Annotated in this window: 22 protein-coding genes and 1 pseudogene; 15 read left to right on the forward strand and 8 right to left on the reverse strand. The window is 50.7% G+C overall.

Annotation, left to right across the window (positions count from 1 at the left end):
- Positions 1-54: 54 nt before the first annotated feature.
- Positions 55-252 (reverse strand): FmdB family zinc ribbon protein, encoded by a 198-nt coding sequence (locus IDM48_RS03485; RefSeq protein WP_068168218.1) that lies wholly within the window; start codon positions 250-252, stop codon positions 55-57.
- Positions 253-298: 46 nt separating this feature from the next.
- Positions 299-928 carry a 5-formyltetrahydrofolate cyclo-ligase gene (locus IDM48_RS03490; RefSeq protein WP_190618063.1) on the reverse strand — a complete coding sequence of 210 codons (630 nt, stop codon included), beginning with the start codon at positions 926-928 and terminating at the stop codon, positions 299-301.
- Positions 929-1,094: 166 nt separating this feature from the next.
- On the opposite strand from IDM48_RS03490, the gene galU reads away from it, so the two are divergent.
- The 5 genes from galU (at position 1,095) to IDM48_RS03515 (ending at position 6,497) form a co-directional block, all read left to right on the forward strand.
- Positions 1,095-1,997 (forward strand): UTP--glucose-1-phosphate uridylyltransferase GalU, encoded by a 903-nt coding sequence (gene galU / locus IDM48_RS03495; protein ID WP_068168224.1) that lies wholly within the window; start codon positions 1,095-1,097, stop codon positions 1,995-1,997.
- A 132-nt stretch (positions 1,998-2,129) separates the two neighbouring features.
- Positions 2,130-3,044, forward strand: coding sequence for a hypothetical protein (locus tag IDM48_RS03500; protein ID WP_190618065.1), 915 nt, complete (start codon positions 2,130-2,132; stop codon positions 3,042-3,044).
- 95 nt (positions 3,045-3,139) lie between these two features.
- Entirely contained in the window at positions 3,140-4,792 is a 1,653-nt protein-coding gene (locus IDM48_RS03505) for a CYTH and CHAD domain-containing protein (RefSeq protein WP_190618067.1), read from the forward strand.
- Positions 4,793-5,083: 291 nt separating this feature from the next.
- Entirely contained in the window at positions 5,084-5,530 is a 447-nt protein-coding gene (locus IDM48_RS03510; RefSeq protein ID WP_190618068.1) for an SNARE-associated domain-containing protein, read from the forward strand.
- A gap of 28 nt (positions 5,531-5,558) precedes the next feature.
- On the forward strand, positions 5,559-6,497 hold the full coding sequence (locus IDM48_RS03515; RefSeq protein WP_190618070.1) for a LysR substrate-binding domain-containing protein: 939 nt from the start codon (positions 5,559-5,561) through the stop codon (positions 6,495-6,497).
- Between the two features lie 46 nt (positions 6,498-6,543).
- Here the strand turns inward: IDM48_RS03515 and IDM48_RS03520 are convergent, their stop codons facing one another.
- Complete coding sequence (locus tag IDM48_RS03520) at positions 6,544-7,605, reverse strand: mechanosensitive ion channel family protein (RefSeq protein ID WP_238398029.1); 1,062 nt, start codon at positions 7,603-7,605, stop codon at positions 6,544-6,546.
- A 91-nt stretch (positions 7,606-7,696) separates the two neighbouring features.
- Between IDM48_RS03520 and IDM48_RS03525 the strand changes: the two genes are divergently transcribed.
- Genes IDM48_RS03525 through IDM48_RS03535 form a run of 3 tightly spaced genes read left to right on the forward strand, consistent with a single transcriptional unit; the run spans position 7,697 to position 10,573 of the window.
- Positions 7,697-8,200: an NUDIX hydrolase gene (locus tag IDM48_RS03525; RefSeq protein ID WP_083147094.1), complete on the forward strand. Its 504-nt coding sequence runs from the start codon at positions 7,697-7,699 to the stop codon at positions 8,198-8,200.
- On the forward strand, positions 8,194-9,342 hold the full coding sequence (locus IDM48_RS03530) for a glycine betaine ABC transporter substrate-binding protein (RefSeq protein WP_190618072.1): 1,149 nt from the start codon (positions 8,194-8,196) through the stop codon (positions 9,340-9,342). The genes IDM48_RS03525 and IDM48_RS03530 overlap by 7 nt, the downstream gene beginning before the upstream one ends.
- Before the next feature lie 10 nt (positions 9,343-9,352).
- Entirely contained in the window at positions 9,353-10,573 is a 1,221-nt protein-coding gene (locus IDM48_RS03535) for a pyridoxal phosphate-dependent aminotransferase (protein WP_190618074.1), read from the forward strand.
- A gap of 106 nt (positions 10,574-10,679) precedes the next feature.
- Here the strand turns inward: IDM48_RS03535 and IDM48_RS03540 are convergent, their stop codons facing one another.
- On the reverse strand, positions 10,680-10,964 hold the full coding sequence (locus tag IDM48_RS03540) for an exodeoxyribonuclease VII small subunit (protein ID WP_190618075.1): 285 nt from the start codon (positions 10,962-10,964) through the stop codon (positions 10,680-10,682).
- Between the two features lie 9 nt (positions 10,965-10,973).
- Positions 10,974-12,284: an exodeoxyribonuclease VII large subunit gene (xseA, locus tag IDM48_RS03545; protein ID WP_190618077.1), complete on the reverse strand. Its 1,311-nt coding sequence runs from the start codon at positions 12,282-12,284 to the stop codon at positions 10,974-10,976.
- A 129-nt stretch (positions 12,285-12,413) separates the two neighbouring features.
- On the opposite strand from xseA, the gene IDM48_RS03550 reads away from it, so the two are divergent.
- Entirely contained in the window at positions 12,414-13,568 is a 1,155-nt protein-coding gene (locus IDM48_RS03550; RefSeq protein ID WP_190618079.1) for a bile acid:sodium symporter family protein, read from the forward strand.
- Between the two features lie 5 nt (positions 13,569-13,573).
- The gene (locus tag IDM48_RS03555; protein WP_190618081.1) at positions 13,574-14,671 is read left to right on the forward strand and encodes a 4-hydroxy-3-methylbut-2-enyl diphosphate reductase; all 1,098 of its coding nucleotides are present in this window, start codon (positions 13,574-13,576) and stop codon (positions 14,669-14,671) included.
- 190 nt (positions 14,672-14,861) lie between these two features.
- Here IDM48_RS03555 and IDM48_RS03560 read toward each other — a convergent pair whose 3' ends face one another.
- Positions 14,862-16,376, reverse strand: a complete 1,515-nt coding sequence (locus tag IDM48_RS03560; protein ID WP_190618082.1) for a DNA recombination protein RmuC — start codon at positions 16,374-16,376, stop codon at positions 14,862-14,864.
- Between the two features lie 300 nt (positions 16,377-16,676).
- Between IDM48_RS03560 and IDM48_RS03565 the strand changes: the two genes are divergently transcribed.
- Entirely contained in the window at positions 16,677-17,003 is a 327-nt protein-coding gene (locus IDM48_RS03565) for a DMT family transporter (protein ID WP_151147847.1), read from the forward strand.
- Positions 17,004-17,129: 126 nt separating this feature from the next.
- The gene (gene ychF, locus IDM48_RS03570) at positions 17,130-18,215 is read left to right on the forward strand and encodes a redox-regulated ATPase YchF (RefSeq protein WP_145175023.1); all 1,086 of its coding nucleotides are present in this window, start codon (positions 17,130-17,132) and stop codon (positions 18,213-18,215) included.
- A gap of 98 nt (positions 18,216-18,313) precedes the next feature.
- Here ychF and IDM48_RS03575 read toward each other — a convergent pair whose 3' ends face one another.
- Complete coding sequence (locus IDM48_RS03575) at positions 18,314-19,855, reverse strand: hypothetical protein (RefSeq protein ID WP_190618084.1); 1,542 nt, start codon at positions 19,853-19,855, stop codon at positions 18,314-18,316.
- A gap of 299 nt (positions 19,856-20,154) precedes the next feature.
- On the opposite strand from IDM48_RS03575, the pseudogene IDM48_RS11630 reads away from it, so the two are divergent.
- Positions 20,155-20,733: pseudogene (locus tag IDM48_RS11630) on the forward strand (dihydrodipicolinate synthase family protein).
- A 414-nt stretch (positions 20,734-21,147) separates the two neighbouring features.
- Positions 21,148-22,443: a CoA transferase gene (locus IDM48_RS03590; protein ID WP_190618090.1), complete on the forward strand. Its 1,296-nt coding sequence runs from the start codon at positions 21,148-21,150 to the stop codon at positions 22,441-22,443.
- Positions 22,444-22,460: 17 nt separating this feature from the next.
- Here IDM48_RS03590 and IDM48_RS03595 read toward each other — a convergent pair whose 3' ends face one another.
- A complete protein-coding gene (locus tag IDM48_RS03595; protein WP_190618092.1) occupies positions 22,461-22,967 on the reverse strand; it encodes a tetratricopeptide repeat protein in 507 nt (168 codons plus the stop codon).
- Positions 22,968-23,022: 55 nt separating this feature from the next.
- On the opposite strand from IDM48_RS03595, the gene IDM48_RS03600 reads away from it, so the two are divergent.
- Positions 23,023-23,841: a hypothetical protein gene (locus IDM48_RS03600; protein WP_190618094.1), complete on the forward strand. Its 819-nt coding sequence runs from the start codon at positions 23,023-23,025 to the stop codon at positions 23,839-23,841.
- Positions 23,842-23,897 lie beyond the last annotated feature (56 nt).

The following is a 23,897-nucleotide window of genomic DNA, read 5'->3' on the forward strand; positions in this document are numbered from 1 at the left end:
AGATTCGGCGGTACAGAATACACATTCTGTACCGCCGATTTTTTATGTTAAGTGCTAGGAATCTGAAGAGCCTGAAGATTTATCGGTGCTGTAGAAACCCGATCCTTTAAAGACCACTCCCACATTTCCATATTTTTTGCGGAGCTGATCTTCGCCGCAACTGGGGCATGTTTTGAGTGGGGCGTCTGAGAAAGACTGATGTTCCTCAAAAACAAAGCCACAGTTTTTGCACTGGTATTGGTAGACAGGCATTTTTCTCCCTTGAACAACTTTTCGAAGATAATCTTACTCTGCCGCGTTAGCTTTTGAGTTTCGTGATTCCTTCTTCGGTGAGGACCTGCTCCAGGTGAGAGTCCCATGTGTCGGTGGGGAGAGCGTCGAGTATCTCTCGGGCAAAGACAACACCGAAGGTAAAGGGGCTTTTCGCTATTTCTTCGGTCAGGAACCTGTCGTAGTACCCGCCGCCTTGGCCTAATCGTGCCCCGTTGACGTCGTAGGCTAGAGCGGGAACGAAGTGGACGTGGGCGTCGAGAAATGCCTGGGTATCTAATTTTTCTCCCAGCGGCTCTTCAATGCCCATGGAGTTTTTGGCGAATTCAGTCTCAGGCGTCCACCGTACCCAGCTCAGTTGGCGTTGGGGCTCTACTCGCGGAACCAAAATAGTGTGGCCGGCTTCGGAGAGAGCGGTGAGACCGGGGATGAGCGGTGGCTCGACGTCTACGGGCAGGTAGGCGGCGATGGTGAGGTGGGTTTGTCCCAATTGTTGACAAGCCTCGTGCACAATATCTTTCATGTTCTGCTCAAAGTTCTTAGACCACTGTGGAGGATGGGGAAGTGCTGCAGCGCGACGGGCTCGAATAGACGCACGGAGAAGTTTTTTATCTGCGGCAATCTTCTCAGCAGTATTGGGGTGGCTAGGGGACATCATTATTTTCCTTCTGTCAGTAATGTTCTCTTCCCAATGTATGTAAGGGAAGCGTTCATGCAAAGTGCTTTCAGAATAAAGTAAAAAGCTTTGTCCCCAAATCTGTCATTTTTCTCTGTTGTCCTCAGATGAGCGTTGATTTTTGGTCAACTCAGGTATCGTAATTCTTATGACTGACAAGAATAAGAAGCCTGTAACTAAGGCTGTGATCCCTGCAGCTGGTCTCGGAACTCGCTTCCTCCCAGCCACCAAAGCAACTCCTAAAGAGATGCTTCCGGTAGTGGACCGCCCTGCTATTCAATATGTAGTGGAAGAAGCTATCCGTGCAGGTTTGAATGATGTTCTGATGATTACCGGCCGCAACAAGCGTGCCCTGGAGGATCACTTTGACCGCGTTCCTACGCTGGAAGACCAGCTAGAAGAGCAGGGTAAAGACTCCTTGTTGCAGAAGGTACAAGATACGAACGATATGGGTGAAATCCATTATGTTCGCCAGGGTGACCCCAAAGGTTTGGGCCACGCTGTGTTGCGCGGAAAGATTCACGTGGGCGACGAGCCTTTCGCTGTACTTTTGGGTGATGACCTCATTGATGAGAAGGAAGACCTTCTCTCTGAAATGGTTGCTGTACAGGAGAAAACCGGCGGCTCTGTTATTGCTTTGATGGAAGTTCCCGAAGATCAGATTTCAGCCTATGGTTGCGCTGCTATTGAAACCGTTGAAGGCGAAGATTTCTTCAAAGTGACCGAACTGGTTGAGAAGCCTGCTAAAGAAGAAGCTCCTTCTAACTATGCAGTAATTGGTCGCTACGTTCTTTCTTCGAAGGTATTTGAGGTACTGGAGAACACCGCACCTGGTCGCGGTAACGAAATTCAGCTTACCGATGCTCTTCAGACTCTAGCTAAGGGCACCGGTCAAGGCGACGGCGTCTACGGCGTTGTTTTCAAGGGTCGCCGTTTTGATACAGGCGATAAGCTGAGCTACCTGAAGGCAAACGTCATTCTAGCTGCAGAACGTTCCGACCTCGGACCGGAACTCAATAAGTGGCTCAAAGAATTCGTCAATAACCAGTAATTGATTATTCTTCAAAGCGAGATTACTTATTATGAGTAATCTCGCTTTGGTGTACCCATATTTGGGAGTACCTTATGTAAGATTGAAAGTCCTAGAGATATCGTGAACTTTTGATGAAAAGTGGTTTTGGCTATGGCTTCCTCTTGGCTTGGGGCAACGAGCGTTCTGCTCGTTCTCGCTGTCATTATCTTTTTGGCACTACCCAAGTTATTGCAGCGCTCACAAGACACCACTATCGCTGCAGAACGGTTTGCTGAGGATATTTATCTCGATGCGCAGACTGGCCTAGCGGGGGAACCGCTCGCTCATACGGCAGTACCTCACTCACGCTTAGCAGCTCCATCCGAGGAACCCACTCAACTACGGGATGCCGAACAACCAGCTTTCACTATCTATTGGGGCCGCGTTCTCATCTTTGGGGTGGGCGTCTTTGCATTGCTGACCGCTTTCTTCACCTCACTTATCGCCCTATTTACTGCTCTTTCATGGGCTATGCCCGCTACTAGCTTGTTGGTTGCCGGTGCCTGCGTGGCAACTCTGCGTGCCTTTGCTTTGCACGATGCTAAGAAGCGTGGTCACCATGCGGTAGCCACCCGTCCAACCATAGAACACGAAGAAATTGTGTTGCGCCCGCGGGAAAAATCCCAGGAGAAAGCCCCGCTTACCCTGGAGAATCTGCCTGAAAACGCGAACGTCCGTATCAAGCCTTCAAAAACGGATGATCAAGTACCCGTGGCTTTTGCCGCCAAATCTTTGCGCTATGCCCGCACCCACCATCAGTCCGAGCGCCCGGTACTTGAAGGCACCGCCACTTCTACTCCTTTAGAAGAACGCCGTTTGCCGGAAGAACCCTTTGAATCTGCCGTAGCTGAATGGCAGCCCACACCGCTTCCCGAACCTATTTACACAGATTTCGAACTGGTTCGGCCCGAAGGTCAGAGCTCGATCCCTGCAGAGTTCACGTTGCCGGTGCCGCCGTCGTCGTCACCGACCATCGTTTCGGGATCATCGCTCGATGATATTCTGAATCGCCGACGCCGCCCCTAAAATTCCAAGCGCCTGTTTTCCTTCAGAGAAAGCAGGCGCTTGTACTATTTTGAGTAGAGAATCCTCTGCACAGCTCACGAAGGAGAAGACCGCCCATGGTCGAGCATCATCTTGAAGTGGAACGTAAGTACGAGTTTGTCGGTGGAGACGGGGAACCGACTCATGTTGACTGGTCAGCTCTGGATGGATATTCGGTGCAAAAGCCGGTTGAGGAGCATCTAGAAGCGTCCTATTTTGATACCGCCGATAACGATTTGAGCCGTAATCTCGTAGCACTGCGCCGTCGGCTGGGCGGGTATGACCAAGGATGGCACATCAAATTTGATGATCGCGCTGGCGCTCGCCATGAGATGCACTTTGACTTGCTTGCAGATGAAATGAAAATGCCCGCGCGGGTTTCTAAATTTGTACGTTCGGTAACACTGGGGGATGAGCTGCATGAGATAGTTTCGCTCATTACTGATCGAATCCGCACGGTTCTCAAAGATTCTAACGGCGTGAGTGTAGCTGAAATCTGCCAGGACGCCGTTCACGCTCACGACTTTTCAACGGGTATTGAACGTCAATGGAATGAATGGGAAATTGAACTTTTGGAAAGCGGCGAGAAAAGCCCCGCTGAAATCTTTGCTGATTGTGAAAAGATTTTATTTGAAGCAGGTGCGAAGCCCTCAAAGTCTCCGGCAAAAATTGCCCGCGCGCTGGGGCAAGACGGCGAGTTTGAGGCTAGACGACAGGGGAAAACTCTTTCTGATGAGCAGCTCGTCAAGAAGACAAAGAAGAACGATAAGAAGAACAAACGCCGCGTTCAAGACACCGCACCCCAAGACTCTTCAGAGCTGCTTCAGCACGTTCTGCACATGCTCACCAGTAACCTCATGCTGTGGGAGCTTAAATTCCGTGCGGGCACACCTGAAACTGTGCACGGGATGCGCATTGGAACGCGGCAGATTCAATCCGTCTTGCGCTATGCGGTGCGCCCGTATGTGAAGAATGAGGTCGAAGCCGAAGCGGTAGAGCAGCTGATTGGTTCTTTGAAGAAGCTGATGAAGGGTCTCTCTTCTGCGCGAGATATTGATATTCTGACTGACTTTCTAGGATCAGTTGAGGTAAGACCGGGTTTGGTGAGCGAAAAATCCCGTGAGGAACTCGAAGAATATCTGGCGTTAGATGACGAAGACGCCTCAAAGAGCGTCCTGCGGCTCTTGGATTCTGAGGAGTATTTGAAGCTTCGTGTGGCGTTGATTGAGCTAACACAGAATTTGGATATGGCTGTCACGCTACCTCTCAATGCAGAGAACTTTGTAAATAAGGTAGCTAAGCGCATTCGCAAACACCTGAGCAGCTTTCTCAAAGCCGACTATAAAGATTTATGGGAGCTGAATCCTTCTGCCTTCGCCTACGACGAGGTACATAACGATGTTCTGTTTGAAATACGCCGTGATGCGCAAGCCGCACGCTACTGTCTCGAAGCTTTTGAAATTGCGGGAATTAAGCTTTCTAAAGATCACAAGAAACTGCGTAACTACGCCGGTGAGCTCCATCGGGAGATTTCAATATTATCTGATGAAAACGTAGTGGTACGCTGGCTGGAAAGAAGTAGCCGACGCGCAATGAACCACCAAAGTGACCGGCTGGGCATTGGATATCTGCTCGGGCGCTCCAGCTATTATGCGGTGGGCTTGCGTATGACTCAGCATTCTTTTGTGCCGGCTGAGCTCAAACGCATCAAGAAGCTTGATTTGAAATAAGAAGCAGGGACATACAACCCAACTTAAAGTGCGGGGGTGGTCAACCAGCGGTTGACCACCCCCGCTTCACACACAGGAAGAAAAGTCTTCTGAAAAAGCCGCCGATTTTCGTCTTCCCACAAGGCGTAAATCATTAGCTAATAAAAATATAACCTAATTACTTTGTGTTGACCAGATATTTCTTTTAAAGAAATGAAGAAACTCTGGAATCACCTCACCCTATGCTGTTCTTCACGCCGAGCAAAGAAGCAGATAGCTCCGAGGGAAGACCACACAGGTAGTATTGAATGCGTGTTCGAATGGATCGACAGCTTGCACTGGTCCTTAGCAATCGTTTTCTTTTGGATCATAGGAATCCTTCGCACCAGCATCGTATTCGCTCTAGGGTGGAGCGCCTCTGCCGGTACCGAACGATTTAAACGACTTCAACGAGCTATGGATAGCCCCATCTACCGGCGCGCGCAAGCATTTATCAACCAATGGGGCGCCCTTGCTGTGCCCCTGTGCTTTCTCACGGTCGGATTTCAGACCGCCGTCATCCTAACTACCGGGTTCACCCGTATGCCCTTAATTCGCTGGATTCCCGCCATGCTTTTGGGAACTCTGCTCTGGGGAATCATCTATGGCACTATAGGCATGGCAGTCTTCTGGGCATGGCTCGAAAGACCCTTTATGGCCCTGGCGCTCATTGCAGTGGTGGTACTGGTGATTATCGTCGTGCGGCGTCGTCAAAAATAAGACCTGCAGACCGTGCTACCTTTGCGGTATGACTCTTGTGCACCTGGAAGATTTTCATCCGCTGCTACTTCAGCCGGAGAAAGCAGAATATATTGGCTGGGCGCCGGACGCCGAACAACTGCGCGTGGGATATGTACCGGGTGTTATGCCTGGAAAATGGTTCAACCGCTGGCATCAGCGCTATGACATTCACCGCGCCCTTATAGAAATTCCCCTGGCGGAAAAGCGCGGAGTTGATGCGCTGAACCAAACCCATGAAGGAAATCCGTTAGCGCACATGGTGTTGTTGCGTCCAGAAGAAGAACCCGACTGCTTAGATAAGAAACGCTTTCACGCTATTAATCTCTACCGGGAAAAGCAAGTAGTAGTGCTTCCTACCGATCATGTGCTTACTGTATATGAAGATTCTGTTCCGCTGGCAGAACTTGCGGAAGAATTCATGCTTCAAGACCCTCAAACGGTACCGCAGTGGGCAGAAATTTCTGCTGCTTATCGGCAGGCGAATCCGCAGAAGTTACCGGCGACGCGCCATATTCACGATGCGGTTGAGCTGGTGGCAGCGGGACTGGGGCTACTTATCGTTCCGCTATCGGTCGCTCGTTATCACCACCGTAAAGATTTGACCTACCGGTATGTTGAAGAGCTGGATGAATCGGCCGTCAGCCTGGTGTGGGAGCGAAAATTCCGCTCGAATGAGGACGAACAGATCATCCAAGATTTTGTGGGTATTTGCCGCGGACGCACGGCGGGATCAGACCGAGGATCTGAAAGCCTGCAAACCCTCAAAGAAAAAGCCGCGAGGGAAAAAGAAGAAGCCAAGCAAAAACGACGTGCGGCGAATGCGCGCCGGGAAACCCGGGACCGCAAGGCGCGTAACGCCAAAAACAATGGAAATGTCCGCCAACATCAAGCTCAAAAGGGCAAGAGTGCTCCACCGCGCGGTTCAGGCGGCCGCAAGAAGCGCTAGAGAAAACCCACCTCAGCCTTGTGGCTGAGGTGGGTAGAAAACTCTCTTAGGAAGAAGCTTCGCCGGGTTCAGGATGTATTCGAGCAACCACGGGCATTTCCTGGGTCTTAGGATTGAATGTTCGAACCAGCGACTGGTTAGCTAGCGGAATACGAGCCCCGTTTTCATCGAGAGCCCGCTTCAGCGCCACTCGTAACACCCGCGCTACAGCCCACTGTTCACTGGGCGCGGTCTTAACAGAGATACGCAGGGTAAGAGATTCACCGGTCACAGATTCCACCCCGAGAACCTCTGGCTCACCCATAATCGAGCGTTTAATATCCGGGTTGCTCAGTGCGCGGTGCGCAGCTTGGAGTAGGATTTCACTAATTTCTTCGATGTCCGAATCGTAAGGGACAGGCAAATCGATATTGGTACGCGCCCAGCCCTGAGAAGAGTTACCCACCCTCAAAATTTCGCCATTGCGCACATGCCAGAGCGTACCGTTGACGTCGCGTACCTGAGTGGTTCTCAACCCGACTGCTTCAACTGTGCCGGAGGCTTCGCCCAAATCGACGACGTCCCCAATTCCTAGCTGGTCTTCTGCCACAATAAAAATACCCGAGAGAAAATCTTTCACCAGTGATTGCGCACCGAAAGAGAGCGCCACGCCGGCGATACCCGCCGAAGCAATAACTGGGGCTATATTGTATCCCAGTTCAGAAATAATCATGACGATAGCAACGGTCCAAATCACGATGGCCGAAACCGAGCGAAGAACGGAACCCACCGTTTTGGCGCGTTGGGACTGGCGTGAATTGCTCTGCAGATTATCGGGCACATACTGAGTTGCCTGCGTGTGCGGGTCTTTGGCAGGAACAATTCGGTATCTTGTTCCCTTGGCTACTTGGTTGGTGATATGCCGAATGGCAACCCCCAGCACAAGTCGCAGAATCATAGCCCCCACGATGATAAGCACGATACGCAACGGCTTATCCAACCAAAAGTCAGTACTCAGCACTCGCTGAAACAGATGAGTCGTTTCATCCGCAGTGTTTTCTAGCGTATAAATATCACCGGTGAGGGCTGCGCCCAATGGAAAAAGAAGCATATTTTTAAGAGTACTCACCGCGAGCGCAACCCCCACAATTTCTGGGGAGTTTTCAGAGAACATTGACTGTACTGTGAGGAGTAGCTGAGACATTCGTTAAGATAGAACCATGCCCCTCGTTATGGATACCAGACCTGCCGCCTACTGCGTGATTGTGCGCGAAGGCAAGATACTTCTTACTCATTTTTCAACGGTCACCGCTGCGGGGCATCGCATTTCTGGGTGGACTCTGCCCGGCGGAGGAATGGAAAGAGGGGAACAGCCTGAGCAGACTGCCCTTCGAGAAGTCTTTGAAGAAACCGGTTATGAGGCACAGGTTGACGGGCTAGTGGGTGTGCACGCGGGGTATTCTGATCGCCCAGATGGTTCCACCTTTTGTGCTTTGCGCACTGTTTTTACTGCTCGAATTGTCTCTGGCGAATTCGCAATCGAAGCTGACGGTAGCACTAACGACGCTCGATGGGTTCCCCTGAACGAGCTCGACCTCTATATCCCACAGGCTTCAAAACATTCAATGTCACCGCATTTTCTGACTGCCGTAGTAGCCATGATGGGTTTCGATTCTGCCCTGGACTGGAGCAAAGCCGTGGAAAAGGAGCTACCTGCATGCTGAACCTCTCTCACACCCTCTCTCGACGACGCGCGGTAGCTTTGAGTAGCGTCGGACTCCTTGCAGCCCTGAGTGGCTGCGGTGGTACAGGTGGGATCCAAGAAGACCCTCAAGCCGCGGAATTTGGAACCATCAAAATCTCTAAGGGACTCTCCCAGGAAACTGAAACGGTAGCTAATATCTATGCGCAGGCACTTCAAGAAGCGGGCTACTCTGTTGAAATCGTAGATACCGGCGATACCCGCGAAGACTACCTCAACGCCATGGGCGGGTTGGAAGAACCAGAGGCTTCTACCGCCTCAGCTTCTCCCACCGGAATTACACCTTCTGCCGATCCAGCAACAGTCGATCTCACCCCTGATTATTCGGGTAATTTGTTGTACGAGCTGACTGACAACGGCGCTTTTAGTACTGCTTATATCGAACAGCAACGTAAAGCCTCTGCAGAAGCAACTCAGTCTGCCTCCGCTGAAGTCACCTCCGCTGAATCCGCTGAAGCAAATGAAACCCCCACCGCTTTAGCCACACCATCACCCCAGGAAACCTCCCTGCAAGCGCCCTCTATGTCCTCTAGCGACATTCTCGATTCCATTGACCGCCTGCTACCCAGCACCCTGCAGTTACTGGCAGCTTCGGACGGCCAAAACCGCGATGCGCTCGTCGTCACTCAAGCTACAGCTGCTAAATACGAACTTAACTCCATGACGGATCTCAGCGACTTCTGTAAAAAACTAACCTTCGGAGTCACCACAAAATTTAGTGAGAAGCCCCATGGGCTGAAAGCACTCTCAGAGTATTATCAGTGCAAACCAAAAGCTGTAAAAATCTTTGACGATCAAACAGAGCTCTCCCGAGCACTGGCGTCCAACGAGGTACAGGTAGCGGATATATATTCGGCATCGTCTCAAATCAGCCAAAACGCATATAAAGTTCTGGACGATCCCGCAGGAATCTTTATTCCCCAGCAAATCGTGCCGATTATGCGCGTCAATGAGTTGCCCTCCAGCGCTCAAGACGCCGTCAACACCGTATCCCGCCAAATCACAACCGACGATCTCAAAACCTTTGACAGACTGACCCACGGCTCAGAAGCAATGACACCCGAAGAAGTGGCAAAATTCTGGCTCGAACGTTCAACGGAGTAACCTAGGCACTATGGCATCTTTTAAACAATCCGCAAAACTTCAAAACGTTCTCTACGATATTCGTGGACCGGTACTCGATGAAGCTCAGCGTATGGAATCACAAGGGCACCGTATTCTCAAGCTCAATATCGGTAACCCCGCGCCGTTTGGCTTTGAAGCCCCAGATGCCATCATGATGGATATTATCCAGCACCTTCCCGAAACTCAGGGCTACTCTGATTCACGTGGTCTCTACTCGGCGCGTACCGCCATTGTGCAGTACTACCAGACCAAGGGAATTCTGAACCTCGAACCTAACGACGTTTATCTGGGTAACGGCGTTTCCGAGCTGATTCCCATGACCTTGCAGGCGCTGTTAGATCCGGGCGACGAAATTCTTATTCCAACCCCTGACTACCCGCTGTGGACGGCATCCACTGCGCTCGCCGGGGGTACTCCGGTGCATTATCTGTGCTCCGAAGAGGACGACTGGCAGCCAGACTTTGAAGATATCCGTTCGAAGATTACCGAACACACCAAGGGAATTGTGGTCATCAACCCCAATAACCCCACCGGTGCGGTCTATAGCAAGGAAGTTCTGCAATCTATCGTAGATATTGCCTATGAATTTGGGCTCATCATTTTCACCGATGAAATCTACGAAAAAATTACCTATGACGGCGTTGAAGCCATCAACATGGCAACTCTGACCAAAGACGACGTCCTGTGCCTCACCTTTTCCGGACTCTCCAAGGCATACCGCGTGTGCGGTTACCGCGCTGGCTGGGTTGCCATCGCCGGCCCCAAATACGCAGCCCGAGACTACATTCAGGGCATCAATCTGCTGGCATCCATGCGGCTGTGTGCAAACGTGCCCGCCCAGCATGCCATTCAAACGGCGCTGGGGGGTTACCAGTCTATTAATGATCTGATTCTGCCCGGTGGACGCCTCAAAGAGCAACGCGATCTTTCCTTTAAGATGCTCAACGAAATCGACGGCGTGAGCACCAAGCAGGCAGACGGCGCGCTGTATCTCTTCCCGCGCATCGACACCGATAAATTCAACATCACCAGCGATGAGCAGTTTGCCTTTGACCTGCTGAAAGAACAGAAAATTCTCGTCAGCCACGGATCAGCCTTCAACTGGAAGCAACCGGACCACTTCCGCCTGGTTTTCTTGCCCGATACCCAGACTTTAAAGTCCGCATTGGAGCGGCTGGGGAATTTCCTTGATGACTACAAGCAGAACTAGGCAGTCTTTTGCGCTGATTGAGCGCTAGTTCTTCTGAAAGACCGGTGTCCCTGGTGGGGTTCACCGGTCTTTTGTCTGTTACTTGGGATGGGCTACTCCCAACGCTCTATTCGGTATCTGAGGATGAACGCGCCTCTTTAGCTGCAGTAAGACGTTGACGGGCGCCGTCCAACCACGCTTCACAGCGGGTAGCAAGTTGCTCCCCACGCTCCCACAAAGCAATAGTTTCTTCCAAATTCGAAGACCCTGACTCCATGCGCGAAACCACCTGCATGAGTTCTGCCCGAGCCTGCTCATAGGAGAGCTCTTCAACCGGTGCGCCCTGAGCGGAAACGCTGAATTCGATGTTCTGGGCTGCCCTTTTATGTTCGGTGTTGTTCTGATCTGACATGATGTTTCCTTATTCTGATGTTGAGATATTTGAAGAGTAAGTGGCGGAGACTGTGGCTTCTGCCGATCCGTGCGCGGCACGCACAACAATCTGCTCACCAGGTTCTAGAACTGCGGCGTCTTTGACGAGCGTGCCGTCAGCTTTTTGAGTAAGCGTATAGCCACGCTCTAAAGTGTGCTGGGGTGATAGGGCCCGTACCCGGGCTTTGAGCTGAAAGACGACGTCTGAGGCTCGATTAATCTGGAATTGTGCCGCAGCGAATCCCCGCGAGCGAAGCCGATCAATATCTTCTTCTCGTTGAAGCAACGTCGAATCAGGTTGAGCCAGCGCCGGTCGACTCCTCAGCTGTTCTAGCGCGTAACTTTCTCGTTCGATGAGCTGCTCTACAGAGCGTTGTAAATAGACTCTCGCTTGGGCAACGCGCAAACGTTCTTCTTCAACATCAGGCACTATTCGCTTTGCCGCGTCCGTAGGCGTAGACGCCCGTAAATCTGCAACGAAATCGAGAAGCGGAGAATCCGCTTCGTGCCCGATAGCAGAAACTACCGGAGTCTCAGCGGCAAAGACAGCTCTTACCAGCGCTTCTTCGGAGAAAGGCAATAGATCTTCCATAGAACCGCCGCCGCGAGCAATCACGATGAGGTCGACGTCGTCGCGCCCATCAAGCTCCTGAAGAGCTTCAGTGACCTGCCGGAGCGCGTGCACTCCCTGTACCGCTACTTCACGAATTTCAAATTCGACAGAGGGCCAGCGCAGGGTGGCGTTGCGGATGACGTCTTTCTCCGCATCTGAATCTCGACCGGTAATCAGTCCAATCCGATGGGGCAGAACGGGCAGAGCTTTTTTGTGGTGAGCTTCGAAAAGCCCCTCTGCAGCGAGTTGCTGCCGTAACTTTTCGATTCTCTCTAACATGGTGCCCAAACCCACCGGTCGAATATCGTGACCGAGCATCGACAGCCTACCGGTCTTGACCCAAAAATCAGGTTTGAGCTGAACGACTACCCGCTGACCGCGCTCTAAATCGCTGGACAGACGGGCAGTTTCCTGGGCGAAAAGAGTGACCGGCACCGAAACTTCTTCATTGACGTCGCGCAACGTCAAATAGGTAACGCGCGCTCGCTTATTGAGTTCGATAATCTGCCCCTCCACCCAGGTAGGGGAGCACTGTGCAATATACCCATTGAGCTTGTGTGAAAGCATATGCAGCGGCCAGGGATTATCCGGGGTGGTTTGCGCAGCGCGCGCCGGTAAATCACGCCGAGCATCTGATGGGTCGGCTGTGTTATCCGGAACCAAAGTGGGTTCGAGAGAATCGCTCATGCACATATCATGGCATCGACCACTGACATTTTAGAAAGTTTTTAGCTTCTGCCTGAAAAAATTTGAAACGTGGGCAGGTTGACTTTCAACTCACAGCGTAAATAGATATTGATTCTGTACGGTTAACACATGGCGAACCAACAGCATTCCGGTTCTTTTTCAGCGGAAGAACCATCTTCACGCCCTCACGCGGCGTCGAGCAGAGCTCCTGAAAACTCAGGTAGCTGGCGCAATATTACAGTTGAAGCGGAAAACCGTAGAAGGCGACCAGCACCTTCTGTTACCGCGAAAGAGGCTTATGCAACGCGGCCCCGTCCGCGTTTTTCCGCTGCCCGTAAATTTTTGGCGGTTCTTTTGGCTCTGACGGCGCTTCTGCTGGGGGCTAGCGGTGCCACAGCCTATTGGGCTCAGAAAAACTTTGTTGAGCCCGCTGGATTTTCTGCCATCAGCGCCAACATGGCTCAGGACAAAGAATTTCAGCATGAGCTTGCCCAAGGCGTGGCTCACGACGTCATGCAATCTGACAACATCAAACAGTATTTGGGCGAAGGCGATTCTAAAGATATATTCAACCCCTTAGATATCATTGGATCCTTAAAAGACTGGGGTTATGACCAGGTTGAGGGCGTAGTAACAGGCGCGACGACGGCTGTTGTAGATTCGGAAAATTACCCCCAGGTATGGAATCAAGTCATGATGGACACTCACGCCTATAACCTGGACGAATCGAAAACAGACTCTGTTATTGACATCACGGCGGTTTACCAGCAAGTGGACCAACAGGTTGGCTCCATTATGGGATTTGACCCCGATTTAGTCGGTAGCGACCGCCACCTCATCACCTTGGATGCAACAAATGGTACGTCCCTGCGCGACGTCGTCACCGGTGTGAAAAATTTTGCTGCAACCTGGCAGACACAGCTTATTCTTGCAGCGGTTGCTCTTTTCCTAGCATTCTTGCTCTGGCCTCGTGGACGTCTTTTGTTTATCGGCATCGCGGTATTAATTGCTGGAGGGTTATTGTGGTTCGGTTCATTAGCCACCGAGGGAATATCTACGGCGGCTCGCTCGCTGAATTTAACGTCGAGCGTAGGGCAGGTCTTCATCCAAGGCCTAGCTAACCAGTACGCCCATTCGCTCTCAGGTTTTGCAGGATCGTATGTTGCTCCATTTTTGATTATTGGTGCGGTGCTTGTCGCGTTAGGTATTGCCGCTCAGATCGCGGGGCTCTCTACCAGGAACCGTTCCGCCCGCTCGCTCCCATTTCAGAACACAGTAGGATAGAGGGTATGTCCACAACACAGGTTGATTCTTCAGTATTACTCGGCTTTCCGCAGGTGCCTCGTACGCGCCGTTCTCGTGAAGAGATCGAAGCGGCTGCTGCAGTGAACGGAGAGAAAAAAGTTTTGCTCGCTGCCCCTCGTGGCTATTGCGCCGGGGTTGACCGCGCCGTCATCGCCGTTGAAAAAGCGCTGGAGCACTATGGGGCTCCGGTTTATGTGCGTAAGCAGATTGTTCATAACCGCCATGTGGTAGAGACCCTTGAATCTCAAGGCGCTATTTTCGTGGATGAGGTAGAAGAAGTGCCTGAGGGCGCTGTGACCGTCTTTTCGGCGCACGGTGTTTCACCTGCAGTTGTGAATGCTGCTGAAGAGCGTTCTTTGAATACGATTGACGCCACCTGCCCGCTGGTTAATAAGGTTCACCGTGAGGCGGTTCGGTTCGCCAAGCAGGATTACGATATCTTGCTGATTGGTCACACTGGCCACGAAGAAGTTGAAGGTACCGCGGGAGAAGCCCCAGAGCATATTCAGATTGTGAATTCACCGGATGAGGTGGATCAGGTGGTAGTACGTGATCCCGATAAGGTGGTTTGGCTGTCGCAGACGACTCTCTCCGTTGACGAGACCTTGGAGACTGTGGCGAAGTTGCGGGAGCGTTTCCCCTCTCTGCAGGATCCTCCGTCGGACGACATTTGCTATGCGACGTCTAACCGTCAGGGAGCTATCAAGGAGATTGCTCCGCAGGCGGATCTGGTGATTGTGGTGGGTTCGGCAAATTCGTCCAATTCGGTGCGGTTGAAAGAGGTCGCTCTGGAGTACGGTGCGCGTCGTGCTGAGCGTGTTGACTTTGCTAACCAGGTTGATGAAGCCTGGTTTGAAGGTGTGGCGACGGTCGGATTGACCTCCGGCGCTTCTGTGCCTGAGGTTTTGGTGGAAGACGTATTGCGTCTTCTGGCTGATTACGGATATCAGGATGTTCAGCCGGTAGAGACCGCTAAGGAAGATATTTTGTTCTCTTTGCCGAAAGAGCTGCGCGCGGCGTTGAAGAATGACGGCGATACCAGCAATCAGTTGGGAGGACGAGGAGCGAAGCCGACCCGCTAACGGCGTAGCCTATAGCGGGTCGACTTCGCGACGAAGTCCTCATCCGTTAAAAAATCGCCCCAGTGGGGCGATTTTAGGATGTGAGGTGCGAAGCCGACCAGATGAGCTTCGCGGTTCCGAGCGTGCGAGGAAGTAAGAGCGAAGCGAATTGGGCAGGGCGTGAGCTCCTTTTTCAATCCAATCTCGTGATTTATTCGTTCCATGAGTCGTAGTCGAAGGGCTGCTCACCGCTCGGGTGAGCGGCTCTTTTGCTGTCTGCGCCTTGGTCAATGGGGCGCTCGGTGATGATAGCGGGGCCGTCGTAGTCGTCGTCGAGTTCATCGTTGAAGCCTTCGGGATATTGGTCCCACAGCGGTACATTTTCGAAGGTGGGTTCGTAGGCTGATTGTTCTGGATCGAGGATGTGGTCGCTCGCATCTAAAGATGAAGGTTCTGGGTCGTCGAGATCGCCGTTGTTGAAGGCAGCTAGATACTGCTGATAGGAGTCGTCCGCTGCATCTGAGTTTGTTGTTTCGGCAGCGGAGTCGGTCTCGGATTCGTCGAGAAATTCGACGGCGGTAAGAGGCTTGACGGTGGAGCTAATAGGTTCGGTCTGTAAATCGTCCACGAGGTTTGCCGAATCTAGCTCGGCAATTTTTCGCGCGGTGACAAAGACGCGGGTTTCGAGGGAACCGACCAATCCGTTATATGAATCGACCGTGCGGCTGAGCATACGACCCATGGACGCTAAATGTGAACCGGCTGTTCCTAGACGGTCGTACAGTTGTTTGGAGAGCATAAATAGTTCGCGGGCGTTGTCGGTCAGCGCATCTTGACGCCAGGAGAATGAAATCGCTTTGAGCGAGGAAAGTAAAGAGACCGGCGAAACGAGAGCCACGTTCTTCGATGCGGCGTAGTCCAATAGCGTGGGGTCTGCCGTCAGCGCAGCAGATAAGGCAGATTCAGCGGGTATAAAGCACAACACCAGTTCGGGAGAAGCCTCGAATCCAGCCCAGTATTTTTTATTCGCCAGCGCATCAACATGCGATTTCACTGCTTTAGAATGGCGCAAAAGTTCGGCTTTTTTCAGCTGGTCGTCGTCGGCATCTTGCGCTCGTAAATAGGAATTCAGCGGTGCTTTAGAATCGGCGACAATGGTTTTGTTGCCGGGTAGATTGATGACCATATCGGGGCGGACCGCGCGGTCTTCATCTTTGCCACTGGTTGCGGTGGCTGAAACTTGCTCGGAGAAGGAAACATGGTCGGTCATCCCTGCCGCTTCAACCACGCGCCGCAGTTGTGCCTCGCCCCAGGTACCGCGCGCAGAGCTGGAACGCAGAGCGGTAGAAAGTGTTGAGGTGACGTCACGCAGCTGTTCCTGTGTTTGTACAGAATTCTTCAATGCCTCGGATACTGAGCCAAACTGTTCGGCACGCTGGGTTTCCATCGAACGCACCGATTTTTCCATGGTGGCGAGCTGTAGTTTGACCGGGGCGAGTGCCTGAAGCACATCGGCATCGGCGCGGGAGCGTTCTTCTAAGGATTCCACGCGTTCTGCCAGCAAATCGCGGGCTTGCGACGCCGCTGCAAGATCGGCACGCAACTGGGAGTTTTCGTTCTGCAGGGCGCCGGATGGGCCAGCGCCCGCGCGTCCTAAAAACCAGCCCACCGCAATACCAAGGATGAGCGCCAGAGCTAGGGCAAGAACCAGGGTCAAAGAATTCATGGTTCAACATTGCCACGAGTGACTGACAAAATAAGAGTAATTAGCCGATCCTTGCAGAATTTCCCGCACGTCTCTGGCGAGATACCAGAAAATCACGCGAGATACCGTCTTGAAACTGTACCTCGTGAACTTTTCTGGTACCTCATATGAGGTACTCGTTCAAAGTAATAGCTCAACCTTGTCGGTAGCGTTCATCGCCTCCACCACATGTTTTGCAGCGCTGGGTTACACGAGAGATATCCTTATCTTCTAGGGAGGCTTCCCCTCAAAAATTCAACTGTTCTTCGAAAGTGGGCTCGTGTGCCTTATTTGTTTCTTGCGCTAGCTATTGGTGCTGAGCTGCTGGCAACTTCTTTGCTGAAAAATACGGATGGATTCACTAAAATACTGCCGACTTTGCTGTGCCTGGGGCTCTACGGGGTTTCTTTCTTTGGGCTAGCACAGGCAGTACGCGATATCCCGGTAGGCGTGGCTTATGCGATGTGGTCGGGTCTTGGAACCGCCGCAATCGTTGCCATTGGCGCTATCTTCTTAGGCGAACCGCTAACGGTTACCAAGGTCGTGGGCGTGGGCCTCATTATCGGCGGAGTGGTGCTGTTGAATCTTGGGGGAGCGGCGAGCCACTAGAGCCAGTTTTATACGTTTTGTCACTGATTTAGACTGACATTTGTCATGGTCTAAAGTTTGGTTTAGAGATACTTCACTCGCCCGGATTCTTAGGGCTTGCACATCAAAGAAGGTAAGGTAAAACCTGTGGCTTTAACTATCGGAATTGTGGGTCTGCCCAACGTTGGCAAATCGACCCTTTTTAATGCATTGACCAAGAACACCGTTCTGGCGGCGAACTACCCCTTCGCAACCATCGAACCTAACATCGGCGTCGTGAACCTCCCAGACTCGCGCTTGAACCGTTTGGCTGAAATTTTCAGTTCCGAACGCATTCTGCCTGCAACCGTGTCCTTCGTGGATATCGCAGGTATCGTGCGTGGCGCATCAGAGGGTGAAGGGTTGGGCAACCAGTTCCTCGCCAACATCCGCGACGCGCAAGCAATTGCGCAGGTTGTTCGCGTGTTCGACGACCCCGACGTCATTCACGTGGACGGCAAAGTTGACCCCGTTTCCGATATGGAAACCATCAACACCGAGCTCGTTCTAGCAGATATGCAGACTCTTGAAAACGCTATTCCTCGCCTCGAAAAGGCTGTGAAGATTAAGAAGGGCAACGCCGCCGCACTGGAGGAATACAAGAAGGCGCAGAAAGTTCTTGAAGAGGGGCATACCCTTATTTCCCAGCAAAAAGAAGCTGGTCTAGATTTCTCCCTGCTCAAAGAATTGAACCTTCTCACCACCAAGCCTTTCATCTACGTGTTCAATGCAGACGAAGGTGTTTTGGGCTCTGAAGAAAAGCAGCAGGAACTGCGCAATCTCGTTGCACCTGCAGAAGCCGTATTCCTGGACGCAAAACTCGAAGCTGACTTGGTCGAACTTTCAGACGAAGAAGCTGCAGAGATGCTTGAAATGAGTGGACAGGACGAGTCTGGTCTAGATCAGCTGGCTCGTGTTGGCTTCTCCACACTGGGATTGCAGACTTACCTCACCGCAGGTCCGAAAGAATCACGCGCTTGGACCATTAACCAGGGCGATACCGCTCCTCAGGCAGCGGGTGTTATTCACACCGACTTTGAGCGTGGTTTCATCAAGGCTGAAGTTGTGTCCTTTGAAGATTTGGACGCCGCCGGTTCAATGGCGGAGGCAAAGTCTCGCGGTAAAGTCCGCATGGAAGGCAAGGATTACGTGATGCACGATGGCGACGTCGTGGAATTCCGCTTCAACGTCTAGTCTCTAGAACACTAAAAAGCCCCTGTTCACTCGCATAGCGTGGGAGAACAGGGGCTTTTAGTATAAGAAGCTACATTTATGAGTAGATTCTTAGTACATTACTTAGTTGTCAGTTCAGTAACCTGGCCGGTTTTAGGAGACCAAGACAGAGTCTTTCCCTTACTGAATTTGACGGTGACGGTGCCGTCCTTCTGCACAGTTTCATCTGTTACGGGGTAGCCAAACTTTTCGACGGAACCCCAGTTCTTATAAGCGTTATTAATGCCGCCCTTACCCACGAGTGTATGGGTTCCGGTCTGAGCCGACCAGTAGAAAGCTGTTTCTGAACCATCTGATCGGCGGAAAGTTTGAGTAGCTCCGCCTTCAGCCATCGCTGATTCATTGGCTGCGGGGAACCCGTATTTGCCCGTTCCACCTTCTCGAGTGAAGCGGCCACCGATAGCGCCAGGCTCCCACACCTTATAGGTTCCTGTGTTGGGCGCCCAGTAGAATGCTGTTACCTTACCTGTGGCAACATTTCTAAATTTCTGCATGGCTCCGCCTGCAATTGCGGTCTCGTCAAACATGGGGTAGCCGTGACCGTTTTCATAACCGCCCGCGCGGTAAGCTGCGCCTATGCCGCCGTTATAGTTCACCGCATGGGCACCGGTTGCATCAGTCCAGTAGACGGTCGTGTTGTTACGGAAATTCTGCGCCGCGCCGCCGTCCACGGTGCTGAATTCATTCGTGGTGGGGGCGCCAAGAGTAGAGGCATGACCGTAATAGTAATTGCCGATTGCTCCCATGAGTTTGAAGGACGAGCGCTTTTGAACGCCTGCCTCGTTGAGTGATTTTTCCAGAATCCAGGGGAAGTCGTAGGCGTAGTGGTCACCGGCAGTATGGTTCATGTTGGTGTTGTAGAAACCGCTATTGCGGTATACCGAGTTACCGGCATGTGCTGCACCCCAGGCTGACCAATTCGTCGGCCAGGTGACTCCTGCACCATCACCGTAACCTACGTACCAGTCCATAGGCATGCCCTTAAAGTTGCTTGAAGGAGCGGTGAGAATACCATTTGAATTTCCGCCGCCCACCATGATGGAACCGCCTCCCGTGCGCCACGATTCTTGATTGCGCGCATTAAGTTCAAAGGTTTCAATTTCGGCGCCTCCCGAGTAACCGAGCGTCCATACTTTCGAACGATCAACGGCAGTATTGCTAATAAACCAGTTAGCAAATGAACGGAAATAGTTACCGTTTGAATACTGATTTTCCCACCAGGTAATGCCGTCGCCGGATGGATTTTGGTCAGGGGAAATAACGGGAACGAAAAGCATGTTTCGTTCGTTGGCGACTTTAGCCATACCCGTTAGCGCTGGGTCGCTGGGGTTGTGTACTTTTGATTGCCATTTTTCCCAGTAGTCGCCGTCCAGGTAGAAGACGACGCCGACGGGCTGGGACCAGTCAATTCCGTTGGCGTACACGTGGTACTGGGAGTTTCCGTAAGGGCGAAACTGCCCGGTTGTTGTATATGCCTCGGCGGGCGCTGTGGAGATGGTTGCTGAGAATGCCGAACCTGCGACGAGGGCGAGAGCTGCGAGGGTTTTGGTAGATTTTTTGGGGGCGCGCGATTTGGGCACACGGGGGAGTGCGAAAGTCATCTTTACCTTCATATGAAATCAGAGGGGGGAATGTATGCGGCTGAGAGCAAAAGTTTTCAGCTATTTTTAGAATACTAATATTTGAGTATTGATATTGAAAATGTGGAGTGTGGTGGAAGAAATACCTTTGACGATTATGATTTTTTCACTGGATGAAAAACGAATGGCTTGAATCTTTCCATTTTTTGTTACCGGTGGGTTATAAGGGCATCTAAAAGTTATTCGCCGTACCAACTAAACTAGCCCTATGAGTGAGCTTACTTTTACTGACATCAGCGCTTTCCCTCTCACCCCTTTTCGTGAGCGAGATAGATCAGCAGAGTTTTGTTACTTTGCTTGAACGACTGGAACAATCGCAGGTTGGTTCAATCGTTGTACTTGGCTCTACCGGCTCTTATATGTATATGAGTCCGACCGAACGCGAGCACGCCGTCGTCCTCGCTGCGGAAACGATGCAGAGCAAACCGCTCATCGTGGGTGTTGGTGATGTGGCAACTCGGCAGGTTCTAGAACATATTAAAGTTGCTGAACAAGTAGAAGCTAGTGCGGTGCTGGTTGCACCTGTGAGCTATTAGCCTTTAACCGCAAATAAGGTGTTAAATCATTTCGCTACCAACTGTCAGAACACTGAACTCCCGGTGATTGTTTACGACAATCCTTCCACCACACATTTCAATTTCGATATAGAACTTTATGCCCGTCTTTCAGAATTGCCAGGAACCAAATCAATCAAGATTCCGCCCGGTTTTGTGGTAGGTGAGAATCCTGGTGCGGCAATAGCTGCTCTGAAGGCAGAGATTTCGGACGACGTCAGTATCGGTATTTCTGGCGATGGTGCGGCGGCACGCAGGTTAGTTGCCGGATGCGATCTCTGGTAGCCGGCAATTGCGGGAATCTTACCTCATCTTGCGTAGGAAATTTATGGTGCTGCGCGCTCGCAGAGACCTGAAAGCGCTTTACAGGTTTCGTCAAAGTGCCAACCTCGGGGGGATTTATTCGCCGAATGCGGTGGAATCGCTCGCGCGATTGCCGCAATAGCGGAGTTGAAGGGGTTGGTTCCTTCACCCTGTTTACCGGAACCGTTCTTGGTTTGGCCTAACTACCTGCAACAAAGAATAAATGAGGTGGTGGGTTCTCTGGCGTTGTGATATTAACGATTAAGTAATTTTAGCTTTCAATACACAGCTTAAAATCGGTGTGAAGTTTTATCAGATTATTGAAATGTATGCTGTTTCAAACGGATATATAAAGATAATTGACTGTCAATAGATGGGGTACGGTAGGGAGACCTAATGAATGAACGCCAATATGAGGAATGGAAATCTTGTCCTCTCGACGTTGAAACTCTAGCTAAACACTCAGTTCGTTCGGCTTCCAAAGCGGCTCAAATGGTAGCGGATACCAGAGGTATAAAATGTAGGATTTCTAGCGACTTAGCGCAGATACCATTCTCATTTTCGAGCTTAGAGAACCTAAAAGTTGATGATACTCCTACGATTGGTTGGGGCGACCTATCGGGATTCTTTCAGGCATCTGATGGGTGGGTCCGGTTACATGGAAATTACGACCATCATGCAACCGCCATAGCTAGCACTTTTAAAATAAAAAGCAAAGAAGAATTGAGGAAGATTCTTCCAACAATTTCAAAGTATGAAATCGAAGAATCTATCATAGACCGGGGAGGAATTGCATCAGCAGTTAGAGAGGTAGGGGAATGGCAACGGCACCCCCAAGGGATAGTAGCGGCGTCTACTCCGTGGGTGGAGTTGGATTTAGAGCCTCAATCTGCTGAAATTTATCAAACGAAAAATCCCTCCCTTCCTTTGGAAGGAATAAGAGTGCTGGATTTGACACGAGTTATTGCCGGTCCAACTTGTACTCAGCTCCTTGCTTGCCTTGGTGCGGAAGTTTTAAGAATAGACCCTCCTGCTTTACCAGAGTTAAGGGATCAATATATTTCTAATGGTATGGGGAAAAAATCCGCTGTCGTTGATCTTTATATCCATAAAGAATTAATCCATAAACTTCTGCCTAAAACGCACATTTTAGTTATGGGTTATACTCCCAGGTCGTTAGATAAGTTTGGTCTGAGTATTGAGGGATTGAGACATAGATATCCAAATCTTCTTATCGCTAGTTTGTCTGCTTGGGGAGATTCTGGTCCTTGGGGCTCACGAGCTGGATTTGATTCAATCGTTCAAGCAGCCACAGGAATTTCTGAACTATGCAGTAAATCTAATCCATTAGAGGGCGGAATTCCAGGGGCTCTACCGGTTCAAGCTCTTGATCATTCCACTGGATTTATCCTCGCGAAGTATATTCTTGAATCTCTAGCTCATCATAAATCGGGTGTGATTAAAACTAGTCTTCTTGGCGCAGCTCGAGCACTAATTAGTATGAATAATAGACAACCTTCTCATGATAAATTCGAAAGTTTTACACATAAGAATATATCTTTAATTCATTCTCCGTATGGAAAGCTGTCGATGCCATCGATACCTATCACTTTTAATGGAATATATTTGAAAGGAAAGATTGTTAAATATGGTTCTAGTCTCCCAATGTGGTCTAGCCTAGAAGTTTCTTAGGTTCGCAAATTCACGACTTATTTAATAAATTCACTACTTTTATTCATTTGATAAGTATTTAACTTCATAAAATCATAAGCCTGTTGTGAAGATGCAATTATTTCAGGGGCTACCCCCAGGGATTTTCTGAGGGTAAGAGACTGGCGGAACTCATCTAGTGCACTTTGGTAGTCTCCGGCGTAGAGCAGAATCTTTCCCAAATGTTGATGCAACGTTGCTTCTATACAAGGGGCAGAAACGTTTTTGAGTAAGTCACGATAAATCTGTTCTGCTTCTGGGTATCTTTCTAAATCTCTAAAGCAGTCAGCTATAAGAGCCTGCCGGCGAGTTGAAACGGGCTTCTTATCCAACAGTCGAAGCGCTTGCTCTGGATAGCCCGTCCATAATAATTCCAAAGGAACAAACAGATTATCTTGCTCGAATACTTCTCTGAAAAGAGTATGGTCGGTTATTTCGGGAAGTAACGTTCTGCCAGAAATCATCCACCCAAGGCCACCTTCTATATCGTAAATAGGTTGAAACATTAGTTCGCCCCTGCAGACTCGCTTGGTTGTTCAAAACTAAAGTTATAGTAAATCCATGGTGGCTTTTAACTTAGATTCATCACTCACCCTGTACCTTGAATTCGAAGAGTGGCTGAATGAATCAATGCTCAATCTTATTGCACAAGAAATTGATGAGTATGAGGCTGTCCTGGGCGTCAAAGTAAAGGTGGGTAAGGCACCGCAGGCCGCCCCAAAATGGTGTATTGAAGAAGTACCTCAAAAGGAATTTCCGTCGTTGGCATGGGACGACAAGAACCGCATTCTAACGAGTCACGTCAGTGATGAGAACCAGTTTCTTGCTTCTCTCAGTTTGCTTCATTCGCTTGCGAACTCAGCGGACGGCGTAGTTCACGGGAAGCAACCTGAAACTGTTGAAGACGCCATCGAACTTCTCATTCAACAGTGCAAAAATACCTATCCTTATTTCGAATTACGCAGGTTGGACTGGGATTCCATTCTCGCCAAAGCACTTTCAAATCTGCCACTTACCTGGGATGAATTTGGCGTTTGGTCTCAGGAACTAGTTGCTCAACTCGGGGACGCTCATACAGCTGTTATCGACAGCCGTTTATGCGGTTATAACCCGCCTTATACAGGAGAACTTAGAGACGGAATAATAGTGCTCACCGAAGTACCTCCTCATTCAGCTGCTGTCTTAGCTGGGGTCCAGCAAGGCTGGGCTATAGAAGTTGAAAACGCAGAATTTTGGGAAAGAATAACAGGTGCCTCGCCTCAGCAATATAGATTCATCACTGCTCGCAACGCGATGGCAATTCCCCAATCTTCACGTGTTTTTCATGCGGTATCTTCGGATTCAACTCAGCAAGCGTCATGGCTAGAAGAAGCACGATAGCCCTCACTTCCCGAGGTTTTCCAACTAAGAACCCTCGATGAGCACACCGTTTATCT

Source organism: Rothia amarae (genome assembly GCF_014705945.2).
Classification (GTDB): domain Bacteria; phylum Actinomycetota; class Actinomycetes; order Actinomycetales; family Micrococcaceae; genus Rothia; species Rothia amarae.